Annotated in this window: 13 protein-coding genes; 9 read left to right on the top strand and 4 right to left on the bottom strand. The window is 69.0% G+C overall.

The annotated features are described in order from the left end of the window. Nucleotides 1-18: 18 nt before the first annotated feature. The gene (locus tag LX13_RS22000) at nt 19-1,344 is read left to right on the top strand and encodes a M16 family metallopeptidase (RefSeq protein ID WP_253663654.1); all 1,326 of its coding nucleotides are present in this window, start codon (nt 19-21) and stop codon (nt 1,342-1,344) included. A gap of 110 nt (nt 1,345-1,454) precedes the next feature. Next, on the top strand, nt 1,455-4,046 hold the full coding sequence (locus tag LX13_RS21995; RefSeq protein WP_253663422.1) for an AMP-binding protein: 2,592 nt from the start codon (nt 1,455-1,457) through the stop codon (nt 4,044-4,046). A 52-nt stretch (nt 4,047-4,098) separates the two neighbouring features. Here the strand turns inward: LX13_RS21995 and LX13_RS21990 are convergent, their stop codons facing one another. Further along, nucleotides 4,099-5,607: an amino acid permease gene (locus tag LX13_RS21990; RefSeq protein ID WP_253663421.1), complete on the bottom strand. Its 1,509-nt coding sequence runs from the start codon at nt 5,605-5,607 to the stop codon at nt 4,099-4,101. 580 nt (nt 5,608-6,187) lie between these two features. On the opposite strand from LX13_RS21990, the gene LX13_RS21985 reads away from it, so the two are divergent. Further along, nucleotides 6,188-7,663 (top strand): DUF294 nucleotidyltransferase-like domain-containing protein, encoded by a 1,476-nt coding sequence (locus LX13_RS21985; RefSeq protein ID WP_486389602.1) that lies wholly within the window; start codon nt 6,188-6,190, stop codon nt 7,661-7,663. A 79-nt stretch (nt 7,664-7,742) separates the two neighbouring features. On the opposite strand, the gene ald is transcribed toward LX13_RS21985, so the two are convergent. After that, entirely contained in the window at nt 7,743-8,852 is a 1,110-nt protein-coding gene (gene ald, locus LX13_RS21980; protein WP_253663419.1) for an alanine dehydrogenase, read from the bottom strand. A 137-nt stretch (nt 8,853-8,989) separates the two neighbouring features. Here ald and LX13_RS21975 point away from each other — a divergent pair, with 137 nt between their 5' ends. Continuing rightward, complete coding sequence (locus LX13_RS21975; protein ID WP_253663418.1) at nt 8,990-9,484, top strand: Lrp/AsnC family transcriptional regulator; 495 nt, start codon at nt 8,990-8,992, stop codon at nt 9,482-9,484. Here LX13_RS21975 and LX13_RS21970 read toward each other — a convergent pair. Together LX13_RS21970 and LX13_RS21965 are read right to left on the bottom strand one after the other, a co-directional pair. Further along, nucleotides 9,440-10,666 (bottom strand): NAD(P)/FAD-dependent oxidoreductase, encoded by a 1,227-nt coding sequence (locus tag LX13_RS21970; protein WP_253663417.1) that lies wholly within the window; start codon nt 10,664-10,666, stop codon nt 9,440-9,442. The two genes, LX13_RS21975 and LX13_RS21970, sit on opposite strands and share 45 nt — an antisense overlap. Next, the gene (locus tag LX13_RS21965; protein WP_343947355.1) at nt 10,663-11,043 is read right to left on the bottom strand and encodes a bifunctional 3-phenylpropionate/cinnamic acid dioxygenase ferredoxin subunit; all 381 of its coding nucleotides are present in this window, start codon (nt 11,041-11,043) and stop codon (nt 10,663-10,665) included. The genes LX13_RS21970 and LX13_RS21965 overlap by 4 nt, the downstream gene beginning before the upstream one ends. 167 nt (nt 11,044-11,210) lie before the next feature. Between LX13_RS21965 and LX13_RS21960 the strand changes: the two genes are divergently transcribed. The 5 genes from LX13_RS21960 to LX13_RS21940 all read left to right on the top strand — a co-directional run bounded on the left by LX13_RS21960 (nt 11,211) and on the right by LX13_RS21940 (nt 18,518). Next, on the top strand, nt 11,211-12,017 hold the full coding sequence (locus LX13_RS21960) for an IclR family transcriptional regulator (protein WP_253663416.1): 807 nt from the start codon (nt 11,211-11,213) through the stop codon (nt 12,015-12,017). Nucleotides 12,018-12,161: 144 nt separating this feature from the next. After that, the gene (locus tag LX13_RS21955) at nt 12,162-14,621 is read left to right on the top strand and encodes a GcvT family protein (RefSeq protein WP_253663415.1); all 2,460 of its coding nucleotides are present in this window, start codon (nt 12,162-12,164) and stop codon (nt 14,619-14,621) included. Beyond that, entirely contained in the window at nt 14,621-15,793 is a 1,173-nt protein-coding gene (gene solA, locus LX13_RS21950; RefSeq protein WP_253663414.1) for an N-methyl-L-tryptophan oxidase, read from the top strand. Before LX13_RS21955 ends, solA begins: the two co-directional genes overlap by 1 nt. After that, complete coding sequence (locus LX13_RS21945) at nt 15,790-16,959, top strand: aromatic ring-hydroxylating oxygenase subunit alpha (RefSeq protein WP_253663413.1); 1,170 nt, start codon at nt 15,790-15,792, stop codon at nt 16,957-16,959. The genes solA and LX13_RS21945 overlap by 4 nt, the downstream gene beginning before the upstream one ends. Nucleotides 16,960-17,030: 71 nt before the next feature. Then, entirely contained in the window at nt 17,031-18,518 is a 1,488-nt protein-coding gene (locus LX13_RS21940; RefSeq protein ID WP_253663412.1) for an aldehyde dehydrogenase family protein, read from the top strand. Nucleotides 18,519-18,568 lie beyond the last annotated feature (50 nt).

The raw sequence follows: 18,568 nt of genomic DNA, 5'->3' as shown, positions 1-18,568 counted from the left end.
CGCGGGTAACGAAACACACTGAGTAAGAACTCCGTACGCACGCAGCCCACCGGGACCCCGGACGCCATCAGGCGATCGGTCCTCCCCGGTGGGCTGCGTGTCGTCACCGAGCAGGTTCCCGGCGTCCGGTCGGTGTCGGTCGGACTGTGGGTCGGCGTCGGCTCCCGCGACGAGAAGCCGTCGGTCGCCGGTGCCGCACATTTCCTCGAACATCTGCTGTTCAAGGCGACGCCGACCCGTACCGCGGCCTCGATCGCGCAGGACATGGACGCCGTCGGCGGCGAACTCAACGCCTTCACGTCGAAGGAACACACGTGCTTCTACGCGCACGTGCTCGACGAGCACGCCGACATGGCGATCGACATGCTTGCCGACGTCGTGTTGCGCGGACGGTGCGCGTCCTCCGACGTCGACACCGAACGTGATGTCGTGCTCGAGGAGATCGCGATGCGCGACGACGACCACGAGGACCTGCTCGCCGACGCGTTCATGACCGCCATGTTCGGCGATCACCCCATCGGCCGACCGGTCATCGGTTCCGCCGAGTCGATCACGGCCATGTCGCGCAGGCAGATCCATTCGTTCCACACGCGGCGGTACACGCCGGACACGATGGTGCTCGCCGTGGCGGGCAACATCACCCACGCGGCGGTCCTCGCGCAGGTGCGCACCTCGTTCGGTGCCCATCTGCGACAGGGCATCCCGGCCGCCGGTGTCCGGTCCGCGGGCACGGCACCACGGGCGAGTGCCGGGCTCGAGTTCATCCACCGCGACACCGAACAGACTCACCTGCTGTTCGGCATGCCCAGCCCGGGCGTCGGCCACCCCGACCGTTTCGCGCTGTCGGTGCTCAATGCGGCCATCGGTGGCGGCCTGAGTTCCCGGCTGTTCCAACAGATCCGGGAGGAACGCGGCCTGGCCTATTCGGTGTACTCCTCGGTCGACAGCTTCAGTGACGTCGGCACGTTCTCCGTCTACGCGGGCTGTTCACCCGATCGCGTCGCCGATGTCGCCGATGTCGCGATGAGTGTCCTGCGCGACGTCGCCGAGAACGGGATCACCGATGCCGAGTGCACTCGCGCCCAGGGGGCTCTACGCGGTTCGCTGCTGCTCGGACTCGAGGACACCCAGTCCCGGATGCACCGGCTCGGCAGCGCCGAACTCGACTTCGGTCGACGCCGACCGGTGAGCCGGTCGCTGACCCGGATCGAGGCGGTCCGTCCCGCCCAGGTGCGGGCCGTCGCGCGCCGAGTTCTCGCACAACGACCCGCGGTGGCGGTGGTGGGCCCGTATCGACGTGCTCGCGACCTGCCGAGATCGGTACGGACCCTGACCGAGCGCTGACCGCCTGCGCTCGGGCACGGTCGCTTGTTAGCATGGCGCAGAGGCCGGGGGGCCTCGTGTCATTTCTCAGCTCGTCCGGGGGGGTTCCGGTGTCCGATCCAGTTTCTGCCGTGTCCGTGTCGCGATCGACGTTCGAACGTCGATCACCTGATCGCCTCGACTCCTGGCGTTTCCGGTCCCTGGCCCAGGCGATCGCCGTGCACGCATTCGTCCGTCCCGACGGTGTCGCGCTGGTGACCGAGTCGGCGACGGTGACCTCGGCGCAGTTGTACGCCCGGATCGAGCAGGCCCTTCCGGTGATCGCCGATCTCGGCGGGACGGGGCGACGGCCGGTCGCGGTCGAGATGGACGGCTCGATCGAATCGGTGATCGCCGCGATCGCGGTTCTGATGTCGTCGGTGCCGCTGGTCCCGGTGGACCGCCACCAGCCGCAGTCGCGTCGGGCGTTGATCTCCGAGCTCACGGGGGCGATCGTCCTCGACCACCGTGAACTGTTCATCGCCCCGGCCCCGACCGAGCCCCGGTGGTCGCCGCCGGGCCCCGGTCCCATCGCCGATCCGGACCCCGACGAGGTGGCGATGATCCTGATGACCTCCGGGTCGACGGGTACGCCCAAGGGGGTGATGCTCAGTCACCGGATGTGTCTGGGCAAGGCCTACGACGTGATCGGCCCGCTGGTGTTGGCGCAGACGGATCGGTTGGGCAACGTCCTGCCGCTGGGGTTCGGCGCCGGGATCAACACCTTGACCGCCGGCCTGCTCGCAGGCGTGCCGGTCATGTGCCGCGATCCGCGTTCGACGGACCCGGCGGCGCTGCGACAGTGGTTGCGTGACTCAGGTGTCACGACCCTGCACTGTTCGGCGGCCCTCGGGCGGGCGCTGGCCACCGCGGGCGTGTCGGCGGCGGCCGTATCGACGGTGCTCCCGGAGCTGCGGGTGGTGGTCTACTACGGTGAGCCGCTCTCGGGTTCGGACCTGCGGACGACCCGTGCCGGGTTGGCGCCCCGGGCCACGGTCGTGAACTGGTACGCCTGCACCGAATGTGGGGTGGTCGCTTTCCGGTCGTTCGCCCCGGAGGACGAGGTGCCCGACGGGCGGCTCGCGGCCGGCCGGGCCGTACGTGGTCGCCGGATCATGATCGTCGACGCCCAGGGGCGTCCGGTCGAGCCCGGCGGGATCGGCGAGATATGGATCCGCGGAGGCGATTTCGCGGTCGGATACCTCGGGGAAGTGGCGCTGCCGACCACGCGGACCGCCGACGGCGAGCAGTGGTACCGGACCGGGGACCGAGGCCGTGTCGACGACGAGCGCGTCCTACACGTCATCGGTCGGTTGGGCTCGGCGGTGAAGATACGTGGGTACCTCGTGGAGCCGGGTGAGGTGGAGTCGGCGCTGCGACGGGTGTCGGGTGTCGTCGACGCCCACGTCACGGGAGTGGAATTCGAGGGGCACACCGAACTGGTCGCACACGTCGCGCTGGACGCGCCGGTCAACGGTCCGGCCGACGCGCGCTCGGTGCGTGCCCTCGTGCGCCGCGACCTCCCCGACTGGATGGTTCCGCGGTTCGTCGAGAGCTATGACCGGATCCCGCGCACCGACCGGGGCAAGATCGATCGAGAGCGGTTGCGCGCACCCGCATCACCCCGAGATGCCGTCGCCGGGTCCACGTCGCCGTTGCGTACGTCCGACCTGACGGTGCTGGGAGTTGCCGACATGGTGCGAGACGTGATGGGGCGCAATGACATCGGTGTCGACGACGACCTCATCGAACTGGGAGCCGACTCGTTGGCGCTCACCACCATCCTGGCCCGGGTCACCGCGAACTTCCACGTGCGTGTCGACGTCGCACGGGTCGCCGCGGCCCCGACGATCGCGACCGTCGCGTCGATGGTGCGTGACGAGGTGGCCGCGGACGCGCGTACCCGCGCCGGCCTGTCCGTCCTGGTGCCGCTGCGGAGCGGCGGTGACCGGACGCCGTTGTTCATCGTCGCCGGTGCCGGAGCGCCCGCGGTGTCGCTGATCCCGACGGCCCGCCACCTGGCCCCCGACCGTCCTGTCTTCGGGCTGCAGGCGTGGGGACTCGAGAACCGTGGCCGGCCGGATCGAACCGTGGCGGCCGCCGCCCGTCGGAACATCGAGGCCATCGGTGATGTCGCACCCCGAGGGCCGTATCTGCTCGCGGGTCACTCCATGGGCGCACACGTCGCGTGGGAGATGGCCGCCCAGTTGCGGGAACGCGGGCACGACGTCGCGGCGGTTATCCTGATCGACCCCCACCTGTCCGAGCCCATGCTGGCCGACCTGCGCGGCGGCGCCGTGAGCGCGCCTGCGGACGGGGTCACCGAGTCCGCACTGCACACCGGGGAGGCGCTGGACATCGGTCTGCGCCGACTGGTCGCGGTGCGGCTGAAGATGATGGTGGCCGGTCTGGTGCAGTTCGAACCGCTGACGCAGTGGCTGCTGTTCTACAACCTGGGCATGGCGACCCTCGGACGGCACCGGCCACGTCCACTCGATGTGCCGGCCGCGGTCCTGCGCACGTCGGACAACCCGCACGGCCGGGCCCACTGGTCTCTCCTCGCGCGTGGACCCCTGCACATCGATTCGGTTCCCGGCGGCCACACCGACCTGCTCCGCGAACCCTCGGTGTCCTCCGTGGCCGCGGCCGTCGACACCGCGATCACCGAGCTGGGGGCCGGCTGACGCCACGCGGCGCCGAGCGCACCATGCGTGTGCTCGGCGCCGCGCGGGGTTCCTAGGGGCGTGCTCCGTCGGATGCGGCGTTGTGCTCGCGCTCCTTGTCGGCCCACACAGACTTCAGCATTCCGCCGGTGTGTTCGGTGACCTGACCGCGGATCAGATACCAGCCACCGATCAGTGCGGCGGCGATCAAGGGGATGCCGACGACCACGACGTAGAAGTCGATCCTGCCGCCCTCCTTGTCGAGCCAGCCCGAGACCCCCAGTCCGATGATCACCGCGACGAGGAAGACCAACCCGAAGATCGATGTGTACGGATAGCCGGGTGCCTGGAATTTGGCCTTCGGGATGATGCCCTTGTTGACCAGGGATCTCAGTTTGAGCTGACACGCGAAGATGGTTCCCCACGTGAAGACGATGCCGATGGAGGAGGCCTCCAGGGCGATGTCGAAGGCGCGTCCCGGCACCAGCACGTTGAGGACGATTCCCAGCAGGTAGACAACCGTGGTCATCGCGATGCCGGCCCAGGGGACACCACCCGCGCTCATCGAGGTGGTGAAGCCCGGCGCCTGCTTGCTCATGCCGAGACTGCGCAGCACGCGTCCGGTGGAGTACAGACCGGAGTTCAGGCTCGACAGTGCGGCGACGATGAGAACGATCTGGATCACGTCGGCCATCCACGCGAAGCCGAGTTTGTCGAAGACCGTGACGAACGGACTGGTCCCGGATGTGTACGACGCGGTCGGGAGAATGGCGCAGAGCAACAGGATCGAGCCGATGTAGAACACGGCGATACGGAAGATGACCGCGTTGACCGCGCGCGGGACCTCCTTGTCGGAGTCCTCCATCTCGCCGGCCGCGACGCCGACCATCTCGATCGCGGCGTAGGCGAAGACCACACCGGACATCACCAGGATCGGGCCGTACCAGTTGTAGGCGCCGCTGGTCGGCCAGAACCCGCCCGGGTTGTCCCAGAGGTTGGAGAAGCCGGCCTGTGAATCGCCGACGTGGACTGCGCCGAGGACGACCACGAGGCCGACGATCAGGAACAGCACGATCGCGCCGACCTTGAGGATCGACGCCCAGAACTCGAACTCACCGAAAGCCTTGGCGCTGAGGAGGTTGACGACCAGGACCACGACGAGAGCGATCAACGCCGACAGCCAGTTCGGCATGGACTCGAACTTGTTGTGCACGTACACGCCGACCGCGGAGAGTTCCGCGATGCCGGTCAGCGCCCAGTTCAGCCAGTACATCCAGCCGGTGACGTACGCGGCCTTCTCGCCGAAGAACTCGCGCATGTACGAGACGAACGCGCCACTGGTGGAGCGGTGCAGGACCAACTCACCCAGGGCCCGCATCAGGAAGTACGCGACGAGCCCGGCGATCGCATAACTCACCAGCAGGGCGGGGCCGTTGGCGACGAGTCGTGAGGATGAGCCGAGGAAGAGGCCGGTACCGATGGCGCCACCGATGGCGATCATCTGCACCTGTCGGCGCCCGAGCGATTGTTTGTAGCCGACCTGTTCGGCGTCGAACTGTGAAGTATCCGGTGGTGCTGTCATGTCTGCCTCCGTCGCCGGATGAATCCCGGTTGATCGTGATCGGTGTCCGGATCCCGCAGATGCCACGGTGTTCGAGCCTGCCCGGAGTTGGTCAGTATCACGGCGATTCGTTTCGCTCGTATTACGTTTGGCGATACCAATATTTCGCAAAGCCGTAAAGCGGACACAGGCCCGTGTGGATGGCGACGTGGCGCAGGACGAGCCGACTTGCAAAGATGATCCGATGACCGCGGTCGCGCAATTCCTGGGGCTCCATCCGCCGTTCGATGCCCTCGAACCCGCGGCGCTCGAGCGACTGGCCGCCCGGGCCACGGTCGGCGAGTTCGCCGCGGGCGCGGAGATCTTCGACGGCTTCCGCGACACCGTCGAGGAGCTGGGTGTGGTGATCACCGGCGAGGTGGGTCTGTGGAGTCTCCCCGACCATCTCGACGGTGAACCCGACGAGATCCTCGGTCCCGGCGGCGTATTCGGCTATTTCTCACTGCTGACCAATGCCGCTCGTGGCCCACGCGCGGTCGCCACCGCGGTGAGCACGATCTGCCGGATCCCCAGTGACTCGGTCCACGCGGTCTTCTCCAGCATGGCCGGCGCGCGCTTTCTCGCGGGGCAGCTGCGGTTGCCGCGACGGACGGAGTCCGTGCGGCCGCGCGGGGGCATCGTCGACGAGTTGATCCGGACCGCGCCGGTGACGGGTACGCCGTCGATGTCGGTGAGCGAGGCCGCGCGGTTGATGACGGCACGATCACGTGACTACGTGGTGATCCCGGCGGGCGACGGAACCGTCGGGGTCCTGACCGATTCCGACATCCGGTCGCGGGTGGTGGCGGCGGGCGAGTCCGGCGACATCTCGGTGAGCCGGGTGGTCACCCCGCGTGCGCGCACCGTGGTCACCGGTACCCCTGCAGCCGACGCTCTCCTGCAGATCCTCGAGCACGGATTGGGATGTCTGCCCGTCGTAGACCCCGGGGGACGTGTGATCGGTGTCGTCGGTCCCGGCGATTTCATCTCCGCCCCGGGCGGCGCGAGCGTGACCCTTCGACATCAGATCGGCCGCGCCCGGTCGGTGGAGACCCTCGCCGAACAAGCACAACGGATGCCCTATGTGGTCGCCGACCTCGTCCGACAGGGGCAGCCCTCACACGAGGTCACCGCGATGTTGTCGCTCGTGCACGACGCCGTCGTGCGGCGGGCCCTGGAACTGGTTGTCGAGCGTCACGACGAGGTGGATCCCGACAAGCTGACCTGGCTCTCCCTGGGCAGCAACGCTCGTCGTGAGGCGGTGTTGAGCTCCGACGTCGACAGCGCGGTGGCGCTGGACGAGTCGGTGTCGACGCCCGAACAGATCGCCGTCTACCGTGCTGCGTTCGCCGAGGTCGACGAGATCCTGCGCCGATGCGGACTCGCCATCGACAACAACGGCGCGGTCGCCTCGTCGACGTTGTTCACCCGGACCCATACGCAATGGCGGACCGCTGCGCACCAGTGGTTGGCAGCACCCTTGGAGAACAAGGGCATGATCATGACCTCGCTGATGCTCGACGGACGCCCGATCTGGGGTGACCGGGGCCTGTCCGGTGTGGCCGAGGTCTTCGGAGATCTCCGGTCGCATCCCGGCACTCTGCGACTGTTGCTCGCGGAGTCGTTGTCGCACAAGGCGCGCATCCGGTCGGTGCGCGACGTGCTCGCCCGCCGCGGTGGCACCTTCGACATCAAGACGCACGCGCTCACGCCGCTGGTCAACATCGCCCGGTGGGCCTCGCTCAGCGTCGAGTCCATGGAACTCGACACCCGGTCGCGGCTCCGTGTCGCGGCGGGCAGTCCGATGCTGACCGAGGACAACGCGCAGGTCCTCATCGAGGTGTTCGATGTGCTGCAGAAGATCCGGATCGCCTATCAGGTGGCGCAACTCGACCGTCGCGAAGCCGCGGGCGACGTGCTCACCATGCGCAGATTGTCTCCGCTCGATCGGAGCCTGCTCGCTCAGGGTGTGCGTGAGGTGTCGGCGATCCAGCGGCGCATGACCAACCTCTCGCACTACACACCGGTCGGGGAGTGAGCCGCCGCAGCACATGACGCGAGCCCGGCTGACGTGGGGGCAGCCGGGCTCGTGTCGTATCGGGGGAGGCGGGTGCGCCTCAGTGCAGCGGCGACGCTCCCAACGGGAGGTCGAGCGCGGTCGCGACGGTGGGGCAGAGCAGCTCTCCTGCGTGGGTGCTGAGGCCGGCCGCGAGGCTGGGATCGGCCTGGCACGCGGCCTGGAAACCCTTGTCGGCCAGTGCGACGACGTAGGGCAGCGTCGCTCCGGTGAGCGCCGAGGTGGAGGTCCGGGCCACCGATCCGGGCATGTTCGCGACGCAGTAGAAGACCGAGTCGTGGACGGTGAAGATCGGATCGTCGTGCGTGGTGGGACGCGAGTCCTCGAAGCAGCCACCCTGATCGATCGCGATGTCGACGAGCACCGAGCCCGGCTTCATCTGTGCGACGAGGTTGTTGGAGACGACGATCGGGGCCTTGGCGCCCGGGACCAGCACCGCGCCGATGACGAGGTCGGCACGCTTCACGGCCTCCTCGAGCGCGAGGGCGGTGCTGTAGCGGGTGTGCACGCGACCGCCGAAGCGGGCGTCGATGGCGCGGAGCTTGGTGATGTCGAGGTCGAAGACGGTGACCTGCGCGCCCATGCCCATCGCGATGGTCGCGGCGTTGACACCGCTGACGCCGCCGCCGATGACCACGACGTCGGCCGGCTCGGTTCCGGGGACGCCGCCCATCAGGACGCCGCGGCCTCCGGCCGAGCGCATCAGGTGGTACGCGCCGACCTGCGGGGCGAGACGTCCGGCGACCTCGCTCATCGGGGCCAGCAGCGGCAGCGAACGGTCGGGCGCCTGGACGGTCTCGTAGGCGATCGAGGTGATGCCGGACGCGAGGAGGGCGTCGGTGCACGCGCGGCTGGCGGCGAGGTGCAGGTAGGTGAACAGGGTCTGCCCGTCGCGCATCCGGTGGTACTCGTCGGCGATGGGCTCCTTGACCTTGAGCACGAGGTCGGCCTGCTGCCACACCTGGTCGGCGGTGGAGAGGATCTGCGCGCCTGCGGCCTTGAAGTCGTTGTCCTCGATGGACGACCCGAGGCCTGCCCCGGCCTCGATGACGACCTCGTGGCCACGTCGGCTCAGTTCGGAGACGCCGGCCGGGGTGATGGCGACCCGGAACTCGTTGTTCTTGATCTCGCGGGGGATACCGATGCGCATGACATGTCCAATCGTGGTCGTCGGGTGGGCTCGTCGATGGTCCAAGCGTGAACACCATTCGGTCGGTCCGCAAGATCGATGAAGATAATTCTCTCAGCCGCGCCATCTGTGACGTTCATACGAGATACGGTGTCGGGATGACCGCTGAGTCGAAGATCGTTCGGACGCCGCCGGCGTCATCGGGGCTCGACGAGATCGACGCCGCGCTGCTCCGTCTCCTGCAGACCGATGCGCGGATGCCGAATCGTGAGTTGGCCGACCGTGTGGGTATCGCGGCCTCGACGTGTCACGGGCGGGTACGACGCCTCATCGATCTCGGCGTCATCCGCGGCTTCTTCGCCGACATCGACCCGGCCACCGTGGGTCGGACGCTGCGCGCCATGGTGGCGGTCAGTCTGCAGTCGGATGCGCGCGGGCAGATCCGGCATTTCGTCGGTCAGATCGGTGTGCGCGACGAGATCATCGACGTGTTCTTCCTCGCCGGCACCGACGACTACCTGCTGCACGTCGCGGTGGCCGACACCGAGGAGCTCCGCGGGTTCGTCGAGATGCTCAACGCGCGTCCCGAGGTCGCGGGCACGACGACCTCACTGGTGTTCGAGCACGTGCGCGGCTCGGCCCCGATCTACTGAGATCGCCTCGCGCGCCGCGGCGTCCATCGCCTTGCGTGCGCGCATGAAGGTGCGGGGACTGTCGACCGCGGCGACCGCCAACGGCCCGGCCGGGTCGCCGAAGACGGCGACGAAACGGTCCTGCGCGACATCGCCTTCGACAACGGTGGGGGCCAGGCCCACCGGGATCTCGCCGCAGACCTGGATGCGGTGCCCGTACTGGTCGCTCCAGAAGTAGCGGGACCGCACGGCAGGCGCGGGTGCCCCCATGATGCGGTGGGCCACCCGTCGTCCCTGATCCACCGCGGCGCTCCAGTGCTGGTGTCGCACATGCAGACCGGTGCGCTCGTCGAGTGGTCGTGCGCAGTCGCCGATGGCGTAGACATCGGGCATCGAGGTCGCACCGTCGGCGTCGGCGACGAACCCGTCGTCGATCGCGATGCCCGACGCCGCGGCCCATTCGGTGTTCGGGACCGATCCGATACCGATGATCACGAGATCGGCGGGCAGCACCGTCCCGTCTCCCAGGGTCACCGACCGGACGTGGTCGTCGCCGACGAGGGTGTCCACCGCGGCGCCGGTGATCAGATGCACCCCGGCGCGGGTGTGCAGCGTCGCCGCCCACCGGGCGATGTCGGGGCCCAGGGTGTTGGCGGCCGGGACCGCGGCCGCCTCGACGATGGTGACGTGTTTCCCCAGAGCGACGGCGGTCGAGGCGATCTCGGCTCCGATGAACCCCGCGCCGATGATCACGACGGTGCGCGCGGTGGCGAGGCGGGCACGGATCGCCCGGGTGTCGTCGACGGTCCGCAACACGTGCACACCGTCGAGGTGATCGCCGATCAGCGATCGCGGCCGGGCGCCGGTGGCGACGATGAGGTGATCGGCCGCGGGGAGGTCGATCTCGGGGCACGTGTGGACGCGGTACCCGTCGCTCGACGACTCGAGGCCGTCGGCCCGGACCCCGAGCTGCCACGAGAAGTTCTGGTCCTCGCCCTCGGTCAGCAGTCCCGTCGCGCCTGCGTGTGGAGCACTGCCCGACCCGACGGTCTCGTCGGTCAGCGCGTCCTTCGACAGCGGCGGGCGGTCATAGGGGAACCACGGTTCGTCCCCGATCAACGTGATCGGGGCGTCGCACCCCAGCGACCGCAGCTCGCGGGCGGCGGTCAGGCCGGCGAGCGAGGCGCCGACGACGGTGATCACGCGGCATCGGTGGCGTCCTGCGCGGAGGTGTTCGAGAGGGATGCGCTGCGGGCGAGCAGCACGTAGACGAGCCCGTCGACCACCGACACCGGGTGGGTGGCCACCGCGCGGGTCGCCGGCGGCCCCTGCGGGATCCCGGTACGCAGGTCGAAGCACGTCTCGTGCAGCGGGCACTCGATGGCGCAGTTCTCGACCCATCCGTCGGACAGCGAGGTGTCCTGGTGGGTGCATGTGTCGTCGATCGCGAACACGCCGTCGTCGGTGCGCACGACGGTGATGGCGGGATGGTGCTCGGGTGCACAGCGCACAGGGGTGTCGAGCTCCATCTCGGACAGGACGGAGACGTAGTAGGACGTCGTGTCGGACAGTGTGGTCATGAGGTCACCTCGGAAGAGAACGGACGTCGTCGAGTCGCGGTCGCGTCGTTGCGTCCAGTGCAACACTGTGCGACTTGCGCAACAGAGTGACATCCGTGGCGGTACACGTCAAGCGTGCCTGGCGGTTAGCCGACGCAACGGTTGCGGGCAACTAAGGTGAATGGAATATGGACATCAACGACAACGTGGCCGAGGAGCGACCCGACGGCGCTCGCGCGCGGACCGCGTCCATCCAGTCGGTCGACCGCGCCCTCGAGGTCCTCGAGATCCTGGCCCGCCACGGTGAGGGCGGCGTGTCCGACATCGCCGATACCCTCGGGGTGCACAAGTCGACGATCTCGCGGCTGGTCTCGGTCCTGGAACGTCGCGGGTTCGTCGAGCAGGTCGCCGATCGCGGCAAATACCGACTCGGTTTCACCATCGTCCGACTGGCCGGCGCGACCATGGCCACCCGCGACCTCGCGCGGGAGAGCCGCGACATCTGTCAGCCGCTGGCCGACGAGGTCGGCGAGACGGTGAATCTCGCCGTTCTCGACAACGGTCGGGCCGTCAACGTGACCGAGGCCAGCGGGTCGGCCGGCATCGGGCTGCGCACGTGGGTCGGGCAGAGCTGTCCGGCACACGCCACCTCGAGCGGCAAGGTGCTGCTCGCCGGACTGCCCAAGGACGACCTCGAGCCGTACGTCGCCGCGCCCTTGGAACGCTTCACCGACGAGACGATCACCGAACCGGATCTCGTGCGCGCCGAACTCGACGACATCCGGGGTCGCGGCTGGGCGCTGGCCCGACAGGAACTCGAAGAGGGGCTCAACGCCATCGCGGCGCCGGTGCGCGACCAGACCGGTGAGGTCGTCGCCGCGCTGAGCGTGTCCGGTCCGACCTTTCGTCTCGACGACGACCGCATGACCGAACTCGTCGGCCGCGTCACCGATGCCGCCGACCGCATCAGCATGCGCCTGGGCCACTCCGGCTGACCGGCCCCCCCGCGCGACTTCCTCCACACCCCTCCTCGTCGTGTCCCTGCGCGCGCCGAGTTGACTCGACGCGCGCTACGTCCCACGATGTGTTGCACATGCGACATCACGTTGCATAAAGCGCAACAATGTCAGGAGCGGCGGATGAGCAACCCGCACGTCGTGATCATCGGTGCCGGCATCGTCGGCACCTCCCTCGCCGACGAACTCGCACTGCGCGGCTGGACCGATGTCACCGTCGTCGACCGTGGACCGCTGCCCGCGACCGGCGGATCGAGTTCGCACGCACCCGGCCTCGTCTTCGCGACCAACGCATGCGAGACCCTGTCGGGTTTCGCGCAGTACACCATCGACAAACTGGTCTCCCTCTCGACGCCGGATCGGTTGTGTTTCAACCAGGTCGGCGGTCTCGAGGTCGCCGCGACGGCGGCCCGGATGGACGATCTGCACCGCAAGGCCGGGTGGGCCCGCTCGTGGGGCGTCAGCGCCGAGGTCGTCGACGCGGACCGCTGCGCGCAACTGCATCCGCTGCTCGATCCGTCGCGGGTCCTCGGCGGGCTGCACACCCCCGACGACGGGCTCGCCGACGCCCAGGCCACGGTCGACGCGCAGCGTGCCCGGGCGACGGCGGCGGGGGTGCGGTTCCGTGGCGACGAACAGGTGCTCGCCATCGAGACCGGCGGCGGACGGGTGACCGGCGTCCGCACCGCACGCGAGACGCTGCCCGCCGACATCGTCGTGTCCTGCGCCGGGTTCTGGGGTGTCGAGGTGGGGGCGATGGTGGATCTCGCCGTGCCGCTGGTGGCGATGGGCCACCAGTACGTCACCACCGGCGCCGTCGAGAACATGGGCGGTTACGTCGACGAGCGGCCGGGAAAGGCCGCGGCGGCGATGCCGATCCTGCGCCATCAGGACTCCGACCTCTACTACCGCCAGCACGGCGACCGGATCGGCATCGGCTACTACGGTCACCGCGCGATGCCCGTCGCCATGGACGAGCTGTACCGCGACACCGCCGGACAGCCGATGCCCTCGATGCTCCCGTTCACCCCCGAGGATTTCGACCCGGCGTGGACCGAGTCCACCCGGCTGCTGCCCGCGCTCGCGAAAACCCATGTCGCCGAGGGCTTCAACGGGATCTTCTCGTTCACCCCGGACGGCAGCCCGCTCCTCGGCGCGCACCCCGGGCTCGACGGGTTCTGGATCGCCGAGGCGGTCTGGGTCACGCAGTCCGCGGGCGTCGGTCGGACGATGGCCGAGTGGATCACCACCGGGACGCCCGACGTCGACGTCTCCGGGTGCGACATCGCCCGGTTCTCCGCCCTCGAGGTCGAACGCGACCACGTCGACGTGCTCAGCGCCCGCGCCTTCGACGAGGTGTACGACATCTCCCATCCCCGCGAGCAACGCACCGTGGCGCGCGACCGGCAGACCAGCCCGATGCACGCCGGGCACCTGCGTCGGGGTGCACAGTTCGTCACCTCCCACGGATGGGAGCGACCCGCCTGGTTCGAGGCGAACGACCCCCTCGCAAGCGGTGGACGAGATGCTTTGGGCGACGAATGGTTTCGCAGGTGGTGGTCACCGACCGTCCTCGCCGAGGCGGCCGCGACCCGCACTGCGATGGGTCTCTACGACATGACCTCCCTGATGCGCGTCGAGGTCACCGGAGCCGATGCGGCGAGGTTCCTCGCCCCACTGCTGACCCGCGACCCGGACCGGCCGATCGGCACGGTGCTCTACGCGCTGATCCTCGACGACACCGGCGGGATCCGCAGCGACGTGACCGTCGCCCGCACCGCCGCCGACCGATTCCAGATCGGCGTGAACGGCCCCGTCGACATCGCGTGGCTGACCGCACACGCCCGTCGGGCGCGGGCGGGCGGCATGTCGGTGTCGGTGCGCGAGACCACCACGGAGACCAGCTGTCTCGGTGTGTGGGGGCCCCGCGCGGAGTCGGTCATCGCGCCGCTGACGACGACCGCCGTCGACGCTACGTCGTTGCCCTTCTATCGATGCGCGCCGGCCACGGTGGCCGGTGTCGAGGTGTTGCTGATGCGGGTGTCCTACGTCGGCGAATTCGGCTGGGAGATCTACGCCGACGCCGCCGACGGCGCCGAACTCGCCGATCGGATCACCGAGGCGGCGCAGCCCGTCGGAGCGGTCTGGGCGGGCCGAGGTGCACTGGACTGTCTGCGCATCGAGAAGGGTTTCCGTTCGTGGGGGACCGACATGAGCGCCGTCGACTCGCCCGACGAGGCCGGGCTGGCGTTCGCGGTGGCCAAGAACCACGAGTTCGTCGGCCGCGCAGCGATGCTCGAGCGGCCGGTTCGGCGGCGACTGCACACCGTCATCGCCGACGACCCCGCCACCGTTCTGATGGGATCGGAACCGGTGTCCACCGCCGACGGGCCCGTCGGACACATCACATCGGCGGCCTTCTCCCCGACGATCGGGCGGACGATCGCCTACGCCTGGGGGCCGGCCGACCTGCGTACCGGTGATCAGGTCGGCGTCGACTGGTTCGACACCACGGCGTCGTTCACCGTCTCGCCGACCACCACCGTGGACCCGGAGAACGCTCGGATCAAGGGAAGGTACTGATGAGCTCATCGCAGCGGTACGACGTCATCGTCGTCGGACTCGGGGGCATGGGATCGGCTGCGGCATACCACCTCGCGGCGCGCGGACAGCGCGTCCTGGGTCTGGAACGGTTCACACCGGCGCACGACCGGGGGTCCTCGCACGGCGGGTCGCGGATCATCCGCCAGTCGTACTTCGAGGACCCCGCGTACGTGCCGCTCCTGCTGCGCGCCTACGAGCTGTGGGAGGAACTCGCCCGTGACTCGGGTCGCGAGGTCTACTGCATCACCGGAGGACTGTTCGTCGGTCCACCGACCTGCGCGACGGTGTCGGGGTCGCGCCACGCGGCGCAACTGTGGGGACTGCCCCACGAGGTGCTCACTGCCGACGAGGTCCGCCAGAGGTTCCCCGCGTTCGCGCCCGCGCCGGGGCAGGTGGCGGTCTACGAGCCGATGGCCGGGTTCGCCCGACCCGAGGAGACGGTCACCGCGCACATCGAGCTCGCCAGCCGCGCCGGAGCCGATCTGCGTTTCGGCGAGACGGTCACCGGGTGGACGGACTCGGACACCGGCGTCGAGGTGACCACCACCTCCGGCGTCTTCGCCGCCGACCGTCTCGTGGTGTGTCCCGGGGCGTGGGCCCCGGAGATGCTCGCCGACCTCGGCGTGCCCATCGAGATCGAACGACAGGTCATGTACTGGTTCGAGACCGAACCGGCCCCCGAGGGCGACGGTGTCCCGATGGACGACATCCCGATCTACATCCACGAGACCGACGCGGTCGAACAGATCTACGGGTTCCCGGCCATCGACGGCCCCGGCGGCGGCGTGAAGGTGGCGTTCTTCCGCAAGGGCCGGACGTGTTCACCCGACACCATCGATCGTGTGGTGGGCGAGGACGAGACCGCGCAGATGCTCGACCGCGTCCGACAGTTGCTCCCCGGCGTGCGCGGGCCGGCGCTGGACGCCGCAACCTGTATGTACTCGACCACCCCCGACCACAACTTCGTCATCGCCGAACACCCCACCCAGCGCAATGTGGTGGTGGCGTGCGGATTCTCGGGCCACGGTTTCAAGTTCGTCCCGGTGGTCGGGGAGATCCTCGCCGATCTCGTGATCGACGGCGCGACCCGGCACCCGATCGACATCTTCGATCCGCGCCGGGCCTCGGTGACCACGGTGGACGCCCGATGACGGCCATCGATCCGGACACCCGTCCCGCGGGCGTGTCGACCCCGGTGGCCGACGAGCTGCCGCCGACGCTGTTGCGCACCCTGCCCGGCGGCGCCTACACCGACGCCGGGTTCTTCGCGACCGAACAGGAGCGGATCCTCGAGCGCCGCTGGATGTGTGCCGTACGCGTGGCCGATCACCCGAACGCCGGCCAGTTCGCCACCGTGCACGTCGGTCGCGAGAGCGTGCTGGTGGTGCGCGGTCGCGACGGGGGACTGCGGGCGTTCCTCAACAGCTGTCGCCACCGCGGCGCACTGATCTGCACCGAGGACGCGGGCGCGGTCCGACGGAACCTGCAGTGCCAGTACCACGCCTGGACCTACGGCCTGGACGGCAAGCTGGTCGCCGCGCCCAACCTGAGCAGCCTGGGCGACATCGACCGCAGCGCCTACGGACTCATCCCGGTGGCCTCCCGGGAGTGGCTCGGATACCTGTGGGTCTGTCTCGACGACGACCCCCCGTCGTTCGACGAGACCGTCATCGGTGCGGTCGTCGAGCGCCTCGGCGACGCCACGATGATCGACAACTACCGGGTCGGCGATCTGGCGCTGGCGCACCGGGAGACCTATCGGGTCGCGGCGAACTGGAAGCTCATCGTGGAGAACTTCATGGAGTGCTACCACTGCGCAACGATCCACCCCGAGCTCACCGAGGTGCTACCGGAGTTCGCCGACGGCCTCGCCGCGCAGTACTACGTCGGTCACGGCGCCGAATTCGCCACGGAAGCCGACGGGTTCACCGTCGACGGGTCGGCGGGGTTCGACCGGCTGCCCGAGCTGGCCCCCGAACAGGACCGGCGCTACTACGCCATCACCGTCAACCCGACCGTGTTCATCAACCTGGTGCCCGACCACGTCATCGTCCACCGGATGTTCCCGGTCTCGGTCGACGAGACCCTCGTGGTCTGTGACTGGCTGTTCCATCCCGACGTGGTCGCGGCCGGCGCCGACGTCGGGGCGGGGGTCGAGCTCTTCCATCGCGTGAACCAACAGGACTTCGAGGCGTGCGAGCGCACCCAACCGGCGATGGGTTCCCGGGCCTACCGCCGGGGTGGGGTTCTGGTACCGGCCGAGCACCACATCACCGCGTTCCACGATTGGATCACCGAAATGTGCTCCGAGGGGTAAGGATGGGACCGTGCAGAACGACGCCGTGAGGTGGTCGTCCGTGTTCGACGATGTGTGAGACGAGGGTGCCGGTGACCGCTGACCTGTTCATCGACGGCAGCTGGACCGATTCGTCGACCGGTTCCCGGCGCGACTGCATCGACCCGGCCGACGGCACGGTGATCCGATCGGTGTCCGAGGCGTCACCCGACGATGCGCTCGCCGCGGTGGCCGCGGCCCGTGCGGCGTTCGATCGTGCCGAATGGCGGGACACCACCGTCGCCGACCGCTCCGATCTGCTCCGCCGCATCGCCGACCTGCTGGTCCGCGACCGCGAGAAGATCGCGCTCATCGAGACCCAGGACACCGGGAAGACCCTGGTGGAGAGTCGGATCGACATCGACGACGTGGTGTCGGTGTTCCGGTACTACGCCGACCTCGCGACCACGACCGCCGATCGTCTCGTCGACGTCGGCAACCCGGCGGTGATCAGCCGCGTGGTGGCCGAACCCATCGGCGTCTGCGTGATGATCGCCCCGTGGAACTACCCGCTGCTGCAGATCTCCTGGAAGATCGCACCCGCCCTGGCCGCCGGCGCGACGATGGTCCTCAAACCCAGTGAGGTGACGCCGCTCTCGACGATCGCGCTGACCGAACTGCTGATCGAGGCCGGCGTCGGACGCGGCGTGGTCAACCTGCTGCTGGGCAGCGGGGCCGACCTCGGCCCGGCCCTCACCGACAACCCCGACGTCGACCTGATCTCGTTCACCGGAGGCCTCGCCACCGGGCAGATCATCGCCGAGACCGCGGCGAAGCACGTCACCCGCGTGCTGGTCGAACTCGGCGGCAAGAACCCGCATGTCGTGTTCGCCGACGCGTGCGCCACGCGCGAGTCGTTCGACGCGACCGTCGACCAGGTCCTCACCGGCGTGTTCCTGCACTCGGGCCAGGTCTGCTCGGCGGGTACACGTCTGATCGTGGAGGAATCGGTGGCCGACGATGTCGTCGCCGCCCTGGCCGACCGGGCCGGCCGCATCGTGATGGGACCCGGTGTCGACCCGGCGAGTCTGACCGGCCCGCTCGTGTCGGCGGCGCAGCTGACGAAGATCACCGACTACGTCGCACTCGGGATCGACGAGGGTGCCGAGCTGGTGGTCGGTGGGGAGCAGCCGTCCGATCCCGACCTCGCCGACGGATACTTCTTCCTGCCCACGATCTTCGACCGCTGCGACCGCTCGATGCGGATCGTCACCGACGAGACCTTCGGGCCGATCCTGACCGTCGAACGTTTCGACACCGAGGCCCTGGCGCTGGAACTGGCCAACGACACCGACTACGGACTCGCCGCAGGTGTCCGCACCTCCGATGCGGCGGTCGCCGAACGGATGGCGCGGGGGCTACGACACGGCACCGTGTGGATCAACGACTTCGGGTACTACACCCCCGCGGCCGAGTGGGGTGGTTTCGGCCGGTCCGGCAACGGCCGGGAACTGGGGCCGTCCGGGCTCGCCGAATACCAGGAACAGAAACACATCTGGAACAACACCGCCGCCCCGCCCGCGGGGTGGTTCCCGCCCTGAGCAGACCGCGGGACCGTTCTACCGCGTCACGAGTTCGTCGTATCTCACCG

The organism is Williamsia maris (genome assembly GCF_024171815.1).
Classification (GTDB): Bacteria; Actinomycetota; Actinomycetes; order Mycobacteriales; family Mycobacteriaceae; genus Williamsia_A; species Williamsia_A maris.
The sequence above is the reverse complement of the archived record's forward strand: the minus strand, read 5'-3'. Positions and strand labels throughout refer to the sequence as shown.